General features: G+C 73.1%; 11 protein-coding genes and 1 pseudogene. 3 read left to right on the top strand and 9 right to left on the bottom strand.

Going from position 1 to position 13,169, the window contains the following annotated elements:
* Position 1: 1 nt before the first annotated feature.
* From IE318_RS18105 to IE318_RS46520, 4 genes and pseudogenes are all read right to left on the bottom strand, one after another.
* Positions 2–469: a DUF6299 family protein gene (locus IE318_RS18105; RefSeq protein WP_373311216.1), complete on the bottom strand. Its 468-nt coding sequence runs from the start codon at positions 467–469 to the stop codon at positions 2–4.
* A 146-nt stretch (positions 470–615) separates the two neighbouring features.
* Positions 616–1,014 (bottom strand): RidA family protein, encoded by a 399-nt coding sequence (locus IE318_RS18100; RefSeq protein WP_189901586.1) that lies wholly within the window; start codon positions 1,012–1,014, stop codon positions 616–618.
* Complete coding sequence (locus IE318_RS44960) at positions 1,011–2,207, bottom strand: acyl-CoA dehydrogenase family protein (RefSeq protein WP_373311220.1); 1,197 nt, start codon at positions 2,205–2,207, stop codon at positions 1,011–1,013. The genes IE318_RS18100 and IE318_RS44960 overlap by 4 nt, the downstream gene beginning before the upstream one ends.
* A gap of 51 nt (positions 2,208–2,258) precedes the next feature.
* Positions 2,259–2,525 (bottom strand): annotated as a pseudogene (locus IE318_RS46520) (acyl-CoA dehydrogenase); the annotation flags it as partial.
* Positions 2,526–2,688: 163 nt separating this feature from the next.
* Here IE318_RS46520 and IE318_RS18085 point away from each other — a divergent pair.
* Positions 2,689–4,401, top strand: a complete 1,713-nt coding sequence (locus tag IE318_RS18085; RefSeq protein WP_373311219.1) for an AMP-binding protein — start codon at positions 2,689–2,691, stop codon at positions 4,399–4,401.
* 43 nt (positions 4,402–4,444) lie between these two features.
* The gene (locus tag IE318_RS18080) at positions 4,445–5,275 is read left to right on the top strand and encodes a PaaX family transcriptional regulator (RefSeq protein ID WP_189901584.1); all 831 of its coding nucleotides are present in this window, start codon (positions 4,445–4,447) and stop codon (positions 5,273–5,275) included.
* 76 nt (positions 5,276–5,351) lie between these two features.
* On the opposite strand, the gene IE318_RS18075 is transcribed toward IE318_RS18080, so the two are convergent.
* Both IE318_RS18075 and IE318_RS18070 read right to left on the bottom strand, forming a co-directional pair.
* Positions 5,352–7,661 carry a bifunctional salicylyl-CoA 5-hydroxylase/oxidoreductase gene (locus IE318_RS18075; protein ID WP_189901581.1) on the bottom strand — a complete coding sequence of 770 codons (2,310 nt, stop codon included), beginning with the start codon at positions 7,659–7,661 and terminating at the stop codon, positions 5,352–5,354.
* A gap of 7 nt (positions 7,662–7,668) precedes the next feature.
* The gene (locus IE318_RS18070) at positions 7,669–8,496 is read right to left on the bottom strand and encodes an enoyl-CoA hydratase family protein (protein WP_189901578.1); all 828 of its coding nucleotides are present in this window, start codon (positions 8,494–8,496) and stop codon (positions 7,669–7,671) included.
* 366 nt (positions 8,497–8,862) lie between these two features.
* Here IE318_RS18070 and IE318_RS18065 point away from each other — a divergent pair, with 366 nt between their 5' ends.
* Positions 8,863–9,321: an ATP-binding protein gene (locus IE318_RS18065; protein ID WP_189901576.1), complete on the top strand. Its 459-nt coding sequence runs from the start codon at positions 8,863–8,865 to the stop codon at positions 9,319–9,321.
* Here the strand turns inward: IE318_RS18065 and IE318_RS18060 are convergent.
* From IE318_RS18060 to IE318_RS18050, 3 genes are all read right to left on the bottom strand, one after another.
* Complete coding sequence (locus IE318_RS18060; protein WP_189901574.1) at positions 9,278–10,726, bottom strand: amino acid permease; 1,449 nt, start codon at positions 10,724–10,726, stop codon at positions 9,278–9,280. The genes IE318_RS18065 and IE318_RS18060 overlap by 44 nt on opposite strands.
* A 127-nt stretch (positions 10,727–10,853) precedes the next feature.
* Complete coding sequence (argF, locus tag IE318_RS18055) at positions 10,854–11,861, bottom strand: ornithine carbamoyltransferase (protein ID WP_189901572.1); 1,008 nt, start codon at positions 11,859–11,861, stop codon at positions 10,854–10,856.
* Between the two features lie 81 nt (positions 11,862–11,942).
* Positions 11,943–13,169 carry an arginine deiminase gene (locus IE318_RS18050; protein WP_189901570.1) on the bottom strand — a complete coding sequence of 409 codons (1,227 nt, stop codon included), beginning with the start codon at positions 13,167–13,169 and terminating at the stop codon, positions 11,943–11,945.

The raw sequence follows: 13,169 nt of genomic DNA, 5'->3' as shown, positions 1-13,169 counted from the left end.
GTCAGGCGCGGGTCAGGGTCACGTCCTGCTCGCCGACCGCGTGGAAGCGGGGCAGCAGCGGCAGGCCCCCCTGGGGGGTGAGTTCCATGATGGTCGCCTCGACGTGCGCGGTGCCCGGGTCCAGGGTGTCCGAGGGCTTGCCCGTGTTCGTCCAGGTGTGCTCGGCGCCGTCGCACACGGCTCGGGTGCCGCCGATGCCGTAGCGGGTGGCGGAGTCCTTCCGGCTGATGCCGGAGCTGACGAAGACCGGTCCGTCGGCGCCGGTGCAGCGGTAGGTGCCGGAGATCGTGACGGTGCCGTCGGCCGCCAGCCCGGCCGCCGGATCGACGGTCACCGTCTCGTCGGCGGCCGACGCGGCCACGTGGGCGGGCGCGGCCGGTGCGGCCAGGAGCAGCATCGCGGCGGCCACGCCGAGGACGCCGAGAACGGGACGCGCGCAACGTACGGACCGTGCGGGTCTTGCGGTCATGGGCTGGAGCCTCCCGGGTTCGCGGACGTGGGTGGGGGCTTCCACTGGTACCCAACGGCGGCGCCCGCGGCCGTGATCCTCACTCCTTCGGTGGCGAGTCCCGGAGCACGGCGGTCAGTCGCTCCGGCGGGCCCCATGACGGGTCGTCAGGGCAGGACGGCGAAGCCGTCGAGTTCCACCATCGCCTCCTCGTCCCACAGGCGCACCACCTGCACGACCGCCATCGCGGGGTAGTCGCGGCCCGCCAACCGCCGCCAGATGCCGCCGAGTTCGGGTGCGTGTGCGCGGTAGGCGGCGATGTCGGTGGCGTAGACCGTGACGCGGGCCAGGTCGGCGGGGCTGCCGCCGGCGGCTCGCAGGGCGGTGAGCAGGTTGGTCAGGGCGCGCTCGAACTGCCCGGGGAGGGTGTCGCCTGCCACCTTGCCGCCGGAGTCGAGTGCCGTCTGGCCCGCCAGGAACACCACGCGGGAGCCGGTGGCGACGACGGCGTGGGAGAAGCCGGTGGCCGGGGACAGCTCCGGCGGGTTGACGCGTTCGGCGGTCATTCCGCCTCCCGTCGCGCATGCATGGCGTACAACTCCTTGGCGATGATGGACCGTTGCACCTCGCTCGCCCCTTCGTAGATCCGGGGTGCGCGCACCTCGCGGTAGAGGTGTTCGAGGAGGTGGCCCCGGCGCAGGGCGCGGGCGCCGTGCAGTTGTACGGCGGTGTCGACGACGTACTGGGCGGTCTCGGTGGCGAGCAGCTTCGCCATGGCGGCGCGCCGGGGGACGTCCGGGGCGCCGTCGTCGTGCGCCGTGGCCGCCGCGTACACCATCAGCCGGGCGGCCTCCGTGCGCAGGGCCATCTCGGCGACCTGATGGGCGACGGTCTGCAACTCGTTGAGGGTCCCGCCGAACGCCTCCCGGCGGGCGGTGTGGGAGAGGGTGGCGTCCAGTGCGGCCTGCGCCATGCCCACGGCGAAGGCTCCGACGCTGGGCCGGAACAGGTTGAGAGTGCCCATCGCGACCCGGAAGCCGCGGTCGACCTCGCCGAGCACGTCGTCCGCCGTGACCGGGACGCCGTCGAAGTCGAGGGTGCCGATGGGGTGCGGGGAGAGCATCTCCAGTGCGCTGCCGGTGAGGCCGGGGCGGTCGGCGGGGACCAGGAAGGCGGTGATGCCACGGGATCCGGCGCCGGGCGTGGTGCGGGCGAAGACCGTGTAGACGTCGGCCTCCGGGGCGTTGGAGATCCAGCACTTCTGGCCGGTGAGCCGCCAGCGGGCGGGGCCCTCGGGACGGGCGGTGGGAGGGGAGGCGGCGGCTGCGGGCGCGGTGCCGGTCCCCGCGAGCGGTGAGCGGTGCGGCTCGGCGAGGGGTGAGGCGCCGGACGCGGCGAGCGGCCTGGCGCCGCCGGGCCGGCCGAGGGGGCCGGCGCCGGGATCCACCAGCGGCGCACCGCCGGGCTCGGCCAGTGGTGAGCCGCCGGGGCCGGTGAGCCGGAGGTCTCCGGGTCCGGCGAGGGGTGTGGCGCCCGGTTCGACCAGTGGTGCTGCGCCGGACTCGCCCTCCCGTCGTCCGGCACCGGTTCCCCTGGCCGCGCCTTCCGCGGAGGCGGAGCCTGGCGGCCCCCCGGCGCCGGGGGGCCGACCGCCCTCGCTCTCCGCACCCTCCGGTTCCGCGCGCAGCCCCAGCGCCGCCGCGTCCGAGCCCGCGCCCGGCTCGCTCAGGGCGAAGGCCGCCACCGCGCTGCCGTCCATGACCGCGGGAAGCCAGCGATCGCGCTGGGCGGGCGTGCCGTGGGCGTGGACCGGGTGGGCGCCCAGGCCCTGGAGGGCGAGGGCGGTCTCGGCCTCGGTGCAGGAGTAGGCCAGGGACTCCCGCATGAGGCACAGGTCCAGGGCTCCGGAGGTGAACAGGCGCTCCAGCAGGCCGAGCCGGCCCAGTTCGGCGAGGAGCGCGTGGTTGACGCGGCCCGGCTCGCCCTTCTCGGCGAGCGGGCGCAGCCGGTCGGCGGCGAGGGTGCGCAGCTCTGCGCACCAGGCGAGTTGTTCCGGTTCGAGCGAGAATGCGGGCATTCGCCGGTCCTCCCTCCCCCGGAGGCGACCGGGGTTCACGTCCACCGTATCGCGCACCGTTGACTGCCGTCACCAAGACGATACGCTCCAAGGGTGGGGCTTGTCGGGCATTGCCGGACAGGCCCTGGCCCACGACGACGAGGGGCGAACCGCCATGGACCCGATGGTTTCCACCAGGGACGACGCTCGGCCGCCGACGACCTCGGCGCACGTCGACACCTTCGCGCGCGACCACCTCCCGCCCCCGGACCAGTGGCCCGAGCTACGCTTCGACCTGCCGGAGCTGCGCTACCCCGACCGGCTGAACTGCGCCGCCGAGCTGCTGGACCCCTCGGCCGGCGTCGACGCCGGGCGCCCCGCGTTCCGTACGGGAGGCGGGGAGACCTGGACCTACGGCGAGCTGCGCGCCCGCGTCGACCGCATCGCGCACGTGCTGACCGGCGACCTCGGCGTGGTTCCCGGCAACCGGGTGCTGCTGCGCGGCCCGACCACGCCGTGGCTGGCGGCCTGCTGGCTGGCCGTGCTCAAGGCGGGCGCGGTCGCCGTCACCGTGCTGGCCCAGCAGCGCCCGCACGAACTGAGCACCGTGTGCGAGATCGCCCGGATCCGGCACGCCCTGTGCGACATCCGGTCCGTCGACGACCTGGTCAAGGCGGAGGTGCCCGGGCTCACCCTCACGACGTACGGCGGCGACGCCCCCGACGACCTGCTGCACCGCCCGGCGCCCGACACCGCGTTCCCGGCCGTGGACACCGCCGCCGACGACGTGGCGCTGATCGCGTTCACCTCGGGCACCACCGGCCGGCCCAAGGGCTGTGTGCACTTCCACCGGGACGTCCTGGCGATCGCGGACACCTTCTCCCGGCATGTCCTGGCGCCGCGCGCGGACGACGTGTTCGCGGGCAGCCCCCCGCTCGGGTTCACCTTCGGGCTCGGCGGGCTGGTCGTCTTTCCGCTGCGGGCCGGCGCGAGCGCCCTGCTGCTCGAAGAGGCCCACCCGCGGCAGCTGCTGGCGGCCGTCGCCGAGCACCGGGTGTCCGTGCTGTTCACCGCCCCGACGGCCTACCGGGCGATGCTCGACGCGCTCGGCACGGGCGACGCGTACGACATCTCGTCACTGCGGCGCTGTGTGTCCGCCGGGGAGAACCTGCCCTCGGCCACCTGGCACGCCTGGCACGAGCGCACCGGTGTGCGCATCGTCAACGGCATCGGCGCCACCGAGCTGCTCCACATCTTCATCTCGGCGGCCGACGGCGACATCCGGCCGGGCACCACCGGCGTTCCCGTGCCGGGCTGGCACGCGCGGGTCCAGGACCAGCAGGGCCGGCCCGTGCCCGACGGCGAGCCGGGACTGCTCGCCGTACAGGGGCCCGTCGGCTGCCGCTACCTCGCCGACGAGCGGCAGCGCGTGTACGTGCGCGACGGCTGGAACGTCACCGGTGACACCTATGTCCGCGAGCCCGACGGCTACTTCCGCTATGTGGCCCGCGCCGACGACATGATCATCTCGGCCGGGTACAACATCGCCGGGCCGGAGGTCGAGGACGCGCTGCTGCGTCACCCGGACGTGGTGGAGGCGGCGGTCGTCGGACGGCCCGACGAGGCGCGCGGCCAGGTCGTGGTGGCCTATGCCGTCCTGAAGGAGGGCGCGGCGCGCGACGCGGAGGCGCTGCGCGCGCATGTGAAGTCCGAGCTGGCGCCGTACAAGTGCCCGCGCGAGATCGTGTTCCTGGACGCGCTGCCGCGCACGGCGACCGGCAAGCTGCAGCGGTTCCGGCTGCGCGGGGCGGACGGCAGCCGCGCCGTGGACGGCAGCCGTGCCGTGACCGGCAGCCGTGCCGTGGCCGGGAATCGCGCGGTCGACGGGGGCCGGTGACGGAGGCGGTGACGGTGACCGGCGGCATCGCCGACGACCTAAAATGATCAACGTGTCCGAGCAGCCCGCGCAACCCGCCCCGAGGTCCCTCATCGTCACGCTGTACGGCGCGTACGGCCGCTTCGCTCCGGGCCCGGTACCCGTCGCCGAGCTGATCCGGCTGCTGGCCGCGGTCGGCGTGGACGCGCCCTCCGTACGCTCCTCGGTGTCCCGGCTGAAACGGCGCGGGCTGCTCGTGCCGGCCCGCACCGAGCAGGGCGCGGCGGGCTACGAACTGTCGCCCGAGGCACGGCAGTTGCTGGACGACGGCGACCGCCGCATCTACGCGACCGCTCCGCCCGCGGACGAGGGCTGGGTGCTGGCGGTGTTCTCCGTGCCGGAGTCGGAGCGGAACAAGCGGCATGTGCTGCGCTCCCGGCTGGCCGGGCTCGGCTTCGGCACGGCGGCGCCCGGCGTGTGGATCGCCCCGGCCCGGCTGTACGAGGAGACCCGCCACACGTTGCGCCGGCTGCGGCTGGACGCGTACGTGGACTTCTTCCGGGGCGAGCACCTGGGTTTCACGCCGACCGCCGCGGCGGTGGGGCGCTGGTGGGACCTGGCGGCGATCGCCAAGCAGCACGAGGCGTTCCTGGGCCGCCACGCGCATGTGCTGCACTCCTGGGAGCGGCGCGCCGACACCCCGCCCGAGGATGCCTACCGCGACTACCTGCTCGCCCTGGACTCCTGGCGCCATCTGCCCTACGTCGACCCCGGGCTGCCCGCCCGGCTGCTGCCCGCCGACTGGCCGGGCGCCCGCTCGGCCGCGGTCTTCCGGGGGCTGCACGAGCGGCTGCGGGACGCGGGAGCGGTGTTCGTGGGCGTCGGCGGACCATGACAGCGGTCCTGCGCCCACTCGCGGCTGCACGCCCCGCACGAACTGCCGCGCTGCCGCCGCTGTGCCAGGCGTGGGGCTACACCTCGCCGGAGGGCGTCGGCTCCGCGGCGTGAGCCAGCGTGAGCCGGGGTTTCGGGGCGTCCGCGCGGCCGGTCTGCGGGCGGCGGCTGCCCGCCCGGTAGGGCGCCGGCCAGGCGACGCCGGGGCCCTGGTAGTCCTGCTCGGCGGCGGCGTGCAGGGTCCAGTGCGGGTCGTAGAGGTGCGGGCGGGCGAGCGCGCACAGGTCGGTGCGTCCGGCCAGGATCAGGGAGTTGACGTCGTCCCAGGAGGAGATCGCGCCGACCGCGACCACGGGGACGCCGGCCTCCTGACGGATCCGGTCGGCGAACGGCGTCTGGTACGACCGCCCGTACTCGGGCCGCTCCTCGGCCACCACCTGCCCGGTCGAGACGTCGACGGCGTCGGCGCCGTGCGCGGCGAAGGCGCGGGCGATCGCCACGGCGTCCTCGGCCGTCGTGCCGCCCTCCGCCCAGTCGGTCGCGGAGATACGGACGGTCATCGGGCGTTCCTCGGGCCACACCGCGCGGACGGCGTCGAAGACCTCCAGCGGGAAGCGCAGCCGTCCCTCCAGGCTGCCGCCGTAGGCGTCGGTGCGGTGGTTCGTCAGCGGGGAGAGGAAGCCGGACAGGAGGTAGCCGTGGGCACAGTGCAGTTCGAGGAGGTCGAAGCCGGCCCGGGCGGCGCGCCCCGCGGCGGAGGCGAACTGCTCGCGGATATCGGTGAGTTGGGCGCGGGACAGCTCGCGCGGGACCTGGCTGTCCGGCCGGTACGGCAGCGGGGAGGCGGCCACCAGCGGCCAGTTGCCCTCGGGCAGCGGTTCGTCCATGCCCTCCCACATCAGCTTCGTCGAGCCCTTGCGGCCGCTGTGCCCCAGCTGCACGCCGATCGCGGTGCCCGGCGCCTGACGGTGCACGAACTCGGTGATCCGCCGCCAGGCGTCGGCCTGCCGGCCGGTCCACAGCCCCGCGCAGCCCGGCGTGATCCGGCCCTCGGGGCTGACGCAGACCATCTCGGTCATCACCAGGCCGGCGCCGCCGAGGGCCCGGGCGCCGAGGTGGACGAGGTGGAAGTCGCCGGGGACGCCGTCGACCGCCGAGTACATGTCCATGGGTGAGACGACGACCCGGTTGCGCAGCGTCAGTCCGCGCAGCCGGAACGGGGTGAACATAGGGGGCGTGCCGGGCGGGCAGCCGAACTCGCGCTCGACGGCCTCGGTGAAGCGCGCGTCGCGCAGCCGAAGGTTGGCGTGGGTGACACGGCGGCTGCGGGTGAGCAGGTTGAAGGCGAACTGGCGGGGCGGCTGGTCGAGGTGGAGGCCGAGGTTCTCGAACCACTCCAGGCTGGCCCGGGCCGCCCGCTGGGTGGAGGCGACCACCGGCCTGCGCTCCTCCTCGTAGGCGGTGAGCGCCTCGGCCGTCGACGGCCGCTCCTGGAGGCAGGCCGCGAGCCCGAGGGCGTCCTCGACGGCGAGTTTGGTGCCGGAGCCGATGGAGAAGTGGGCGGTGTGGGCGGCGTCTCCGAGCAGCACCAGGTTGCCGTGCGACCAGCGCTCGTTGACGACCGTGCGGAAGGTGGTCCACGCGGACTTGTTGGAGCGCAGCGGGCGGCCGCCGAGAGCGTCGGCGAAGATCTTGGCGCAGCGTTCGACGGACTCCGCCTCGTCCAGCTCGTCGAACCCGGCGGCCCGCCACACCTCCTCGCGCATCTCGACGATGACCGTGGACGAGTCGGCCGCATACGGGTAGCCGTGCAGCTGCATCACGCCGTGTTCGGTCTCGGCGATCTCGAAGCGGAAGGCGTCGAAGGGGAAGTCGGCGGCGAGCCAGATGTAACGGCAGCGGTGGCTCGTCACCCGGGGCCGGAAGATGTGCGCGTAGGCCTCGCGGGTGGCGCTGTGCACGCCGTCGGCGGCGATCACCAGGTCGTACGTCTCCGTCAGCCGGGCCGGGTGCGGTGCCTCGGTGCGGAAGCGCAGCTCGACGCCGAGCGAGCGGCAGCGCTCGTGCAGGATCTGCAGGAGCCTTCGCCGGCCGAGGGCGGCGAAGCCGTGGCCGCCGGAGGTGTGCCGGGTGCCGCGGTGCACGATGTCGATGTCGTCCCAGCGGACGAAGTCCCGCTGGAGGGCCTGGTACACCACCGGGTCGGCGTGTTCGATCCCGCCGAGCGTCTCGTCGGAGAGCACGACCCCGAAGCCGAAGGTGTCCTCGGGCGCGTTGCGCTCCCAGACGGTGATCTCGCGGGTTGGGTCGAGCCGCTTGAGCAGGGCCGCCGCGTACAGGCCCCCGGGGCCGCCGCCGATGACGGCGACCCTCCTCGCACCGGTCATCCGGCCCTCACCTCCCCCGCCACTTCGGCGGCCGCTTCTCGGTGAAGGCCGCGTGGAACTCGGCGTAGTCCTCGCCGTTCATCAGCAGGGCCTGGGTGGCGGCGTCCATTTCGACCGACGCGGCCAGGGGCATGTCGAGCTCGGCGGTGAGCAGGGCCTTGGTCTGGGCGTGGGCGAGGGCGGGTCCGTCGGCGAGGCGGCGGGCGAGGATCTGGGCGGCCTCGTCGGCGTGGCCCTCGTCGGTGAGCTGGCTGATCAGGCCGATCCGCTCGGCCTCGGAGGCGCGCACCGGCTCGCCCAGCATCAGCAGCCGGGTGGCGTGGCCGAGCCCGACCACCCGCGGCAGCAGATAGGCGGCGCCCATGTCGCCGCCGGACAGGCCGACCCGGGTGAAGAGGAAGGCGAAGCGGGCGCTCGGGTCGGCCACCCGGAAGTCGGCGGCCAGCGCCAGCACGGCCCCGGCGCCGGCCGCCACCCCGTGCACCGCCGCGATCACCGGGAACGGGCACTCCCGTACGGCCCGTACGACCTGCCCGGTCATCCGGTTGAAGTCCAGCAGCTCGGCGGTGTCCATGGACAGGGTGGCGCCGATGATCTCGTCGACGTCGCCGCCGGAGCAGAAGCCGCGTCCCTCGCCGGCCAGCACCAGGGCGCGTACGGCGCGCTCCCGGGACAGCTCGGCGAGCAGGTCGCGCAGGTCTGCGTAGGCGCCGAAGGTGAGCGCGTTGAGTTTCTCGGGGCGGGCGAGGGTGACCGTGGCGACGCCGTCGTCGAGCTTGACGCGCAGGTGGCGCCAGTCGGGGGTGCGGGCGGCGGAGCCGGTGAAAGGACTCATGACGTACGGCCTCCTCGGCGCTCCTCGAGCGCGACTGCCTGTGCCTGCTGAGTTCTTCCCCTCGAAGTTATCACTTATCCGTGACTGTCGTCATGATGGCGCGATAGCGCCGCGTGACATTGTGGCCGCCGCGCGACCGGTGCCCGTCGTTTCGTCACAGCTCGTCCATGGCGCGGTAACGAGCGCAGACGTCGTGGGAGGCGGGCCGTCCCCCCGGGTAGGCCGTCCGTGCCGGGGCCGACGGTCCCGGACGGAGCCCGCCGGAAGCCGCCGGCGGCGGCCCCCGTACCATTCCCTCGTCGAAAGCGGGGCAGCCCGATGGTCACCACTGGAACGCCGATGGTCTCCACGCCGGCGCCTCGCACCATGAACGGACTCACGGTGCACGAACCCTCTGCCTCGGCCTCCTGGCGCGTCGCGCTGCCGCACACTGCCGCCGCCGTGCCGGTGGCCCGTGCCCTGGTCCGTACGGCGCTGGCCGAGCCGGCGCACCCGGTCACGGCCGACAGCGACACGGCGGAGCTGCTCACGGCGGAACTGGTCGCCAACGCCGTGGAGCACACCGCGGGCACCGGCCCGATAGAGCTGGTGGTGCATCTGCTGCCGACCGGCTGTCACGTGGAGGTGCACGATCCGGACCCGGCGCCGCCCGGCGGGCTGACCCGGCCGGATCTGACGCCGCCCGACCCCTGGCAGGAGGACGGGCGCGGCCTGCTGCTGATCCGCGCCCTCAGCTCCTCCTGCGGCCACCGCCCGACCGAGTCGGGCAAGGCGGTCTGGTTCAGACTGTCTGCGGTTCCCGTTCAGCGGCGGCACCCGGCGTGACCTCGGGGGCGGCCCCGGCGAGCGTGGAGTGCCGGCGGCCGTAGACGGCGTAGATCAGCAGGCCCACGGCGAGGAACACGGCGAACTGGATCCAGGTCTGCCAGCCGGTCTCGTACATCAGGTACAGGCAGAAGCCGACGCCGAGCAGCGGGCCCACCGGGTACAGCGGCACCCGGAAGCTGCGGGTCAGACCCGGCTCGCGGCGGCGCAGGGTGATCACCGCGATGTTCACGACGGCCATGATGGCGAGCGTGCCGATGGTGCACAGGTTCATCACGGCGTCGAGGGAGGCGAAGGCCGCCGGGAGCGCGAAGACGACCGCGACGATCAGGGTGCCGGCGACCGGGGTGGAGGTCTTCGGGTTCACCTTCTCGAAGACGCGCGGGATCAGGCCGTCGCGGGACATCGACATCAGGATGCGGGTCTGGCCGTACATCACCGCGAGGACCACCGAGGCGATGGCGACGACCGCGCCGAAGGCGATCACTCCGCCGCCGACGGTCGAGCCGGTGACCTCGTTGACGACGTAGGACAGGGCGGCGGGACGGCCCGCGACCTGCTCGCCGCCGATGGCGCCGATCGCGGCGAGCGCGACCGCACAGTACAGCAGGGTCACGATGCCCATGCAGACCATGATCGCGACCGGGATGTCCCGGCGCGGGTTCTTGGCCTCCTCGCCGGCGGTCGTGATCGCGTCGAAGCCGATGTAGGAGAAGAACGCGGCCGTCGTGCCCGCGCCGATGCCGCCGAGGCCGGCCGGGGAGAACGGGGTGAGGTTGCCGTGCTTGAAGGCGCTGTAGCCGATGGCGCAGAAGGCCAGCAGGATGACGAGCTTCACCGCGGCCATGGCGGCCGTCGCCCGGGCGCTCTCGCGCACCCCGCGCACCAGCAGCACGGAGGCCATGGCGATGACGATCACGGCCGGCAGGTTGATGATCCCGCCGTCGCCGGGGCCGGCGGACAGGGCGGCCGGGAGCTGGACGCCGGTGAGGCTGTGCAGCAGCTCGTTGACGTACTGGCTCCAGCCGACGGCGACGGCCGAGATGGAGACGCCGTACTCCAGCAGCAGGCACCAGCCGACCAGGAAGGCGGTGGACTCGCCGAGGCCGGCGTAGGCGAAGGAGTAGGAGGAGCCGGAGACCGGGATCGCGCCGCCCAGCTCCGCGAAGGAGAAGGCGGTGAAGACGCAGGTGATCGCCGCGAGGATGAACGAGACGACGACGGCCGGGCCGGCCTGGGCGACGGAGTCGGAGAGACCGACGAAGATGCCGGTGCCGACGATGGCGCCGACGCCGAAGCAGATGAGCTGGAACAGTCCCATCGTGCGCTTCAGGCCGTGGCCCTCGCGGTCGGCGCCGGATTCGGCGACGAGGAGGGCCGGGGACTTGATGCGGGGAGCGGGCATGGGGGGTGGTGCTCGTTTCTGGTGGTGCGGGGCGACCTGGTGGGTCGCGCGGCGGCGCCGTGGAATGGGTGGTTCCGGGCCGTCGGTCAGGATACGGGGTGGTCGGGAGCTCGGTCGGGCCGCGCCGTCAGGCGAGGGTGGCGACCATGATCGCCTTGATGGTGTGCAGACGGTTCTCGGCCTCGTCGAAGACGACGGAGTGGGGTGACTCGAACACCTCGTCGGTCACCTCCAGGGAGGTCAGGCCGTGCCGCTCGTGGATCTCGCGGCCGACCTTGGTCCCCAGGTCGTGGAACGCCGGCAGGCAGTGCAGGAACTTCACGTCCGGATTGCCGGTGGCGCGCAGCACGTCCATGGTCACGGCGTACGGGGCGAGGGCCTCGATGCGCTCGTCCCAGACCTCCTTGGGCTCACCCATGGAGACCCAGACGTCGGTGGCGACGAAGTCGGCGCCGAGCACGCCCTCCGCAACGGACTCGGTGAGGGTGACGCGCGCGCCACTGACCCGGGCGAGCTCCTGCGCCCGGTCGACGATCTCCTGGGCGGGCCAGTAGGCCTTGGGCGCGACCAGGCGTACGTCCATGCCGAGCAGGGCGCCGGTGACCAGGTAGGAGTTGCCCATGTTGAAGCGGGCGTCGCCCAGGTAGGCGAAGGCGATCTCCCTCAGGGGCTTGTCGCTGTGCTCGGTCATGGTGAGCACGTCGGCGAGCATCTGGGTGGGGTGCCAGTCGTCGGTGAGGCCGTTGTAGACGGGCACGCCGGCATGGGCGGCGAGCTCCTCGACGGCGGCCTGGCTGTCGCCCCGGAACTCGATGGCGTCGAACATCCGGCCGAGCACGCGGGCGGTGTCCCGCACGGACTCCTTGTGCCCGATCTGGGAGCCGGAGGGGTCCAGATAGGTCGTGGAGGCGCCCTGGTCGGCGGCGGCGACCTCGAACGCGCAGCGCGTGCGCGTCGAGGTCTTCTCGAAGATCAGGGCGATGTTTTTGCCGCTCAGGTACCGCGTCTCGGTCCCGGCCTTCTTGGCGGCCTTCAGCTCGGCGGCCAGCTCGACCAGGCCGCGGAACTCCTCCTCGGTGAAGTCCAGCTCCTTGAGGAAGTGGCGGCCGGCGAGGGCGGTCGGGACTGTCGCCATGGGGGCGCTCCAACGGATGGGGGACAGAACTGTTGGAATTCTATACGACTCTCAGAATTTCTATGCGCCCCCGTCGGATTTCTATGCGGCCGCGTCCCGCTGCACGGGGCAGCTCATGCAGCGCGGACCGCCCCTGCCCCGCCCCAGCTCGCTGCCGGGGATCTCGATCACCTCGACGCCCTGCTTGCGCAGATGTGTGTTGGTGGTGGAGTTGCGCTCGTAGGCGACGACGACGCCCGGCTCGACGGCGAGGACGTTGCAGCCGTCGTCCCACTGCTCGCGCTCGGCGGCGTGCACGTCCTGGGTGGCGGTCAGCACCCGGATCTCGCTCAGGCCCAGCGCGGCGGCGATCGCACGGTGCATGTGCTCCGGCGGATGGTCGGTGACCTTCAGCTCCTTGTCCCCGGCGCCCGGCTCGATGGTGTACGAGCGGAGCATCCCGAGCCCGGCGTACTGGGTGAAGACGTCGGCGTCGACCATCGTCATCACCGTGTCGAGGTGCATCAGGGCGCGCCGCTTGGGCATGTCGAGGGCGACGATCGTACGGGCCGACCCGGCGGCGAACAGCTTGTGCGCGAGCATCTCCACGGCCTGCGGGGTGGTCCGCTCGCTCATCCCGATCAGCACCGCGCCGTTGCCGATGACCAGCACGTCCCCGCCCTCGATGGTGGACGGGTAGTCGGCCTGCCCCTCGGACCACACATGGAACGTCTCGCCGCGGAACAGCGGGTGGTAGCGGTAGATCGCCTCGAAGTGCACGGTCTCGCGCTGCCGGGCGGGCCAGCGCATCGCGTTGATGGAGACGCCGTCGTAGATCCAGGCGGAGGTGTCCCGGGTGAACAGGTGGTTGGGGAGCGGGCCGAGCAGGAAGTCGTCCAGGTCCATCACATGGAAGCGCACGGAGGTCGGTTCCGCGTATCCCTGGAGGAACTCGCGCTTGGTCATGCCGCCGACCAGGGCCTCCGCCAGCTCCGGCGCGGGCAGCGACTCGAACGCGTCCCGGAGGTGGTCGGTGGCCAGCGGCCCGTACTCCTTCTCGTCGAAGACGCGGTCGAGGACCAGCGACCGGGCCGACGGGATCTCCATCGTCTCGGTCAGCAGGTCCCCGAAGAGGTGCACGGCGACCCCGCGGTCGCGCAGCACGTCCGCGAACCCGTCGTGCTCGGCGCGCGCCCGGCGCACCCACAGCACGTCGTCGAAGAGCAGGGCGTCCTTGTTGCTGGGGGTGAGCCTTTTGAGCTCGAGATCGGGCCGGTGCAGGATGACGCGGCGCAGCCGCCCGGCCTCGGAGTCGACATGGAATCCCAT

The organism is Streptomyces spiralis (genome assembly GCF_014654675.1).
Classification (GTDB): Bacteria; Actinomycetota; Actinomycetes; order Streptomycetales; family Streptomycetaceae; genus Streptomyces; species Streptomyces spiralis.
Note: the sequence above shows the minus strand (reverse complement) of the source record. Positions and strands in the feature narration are given on the sequence as shown.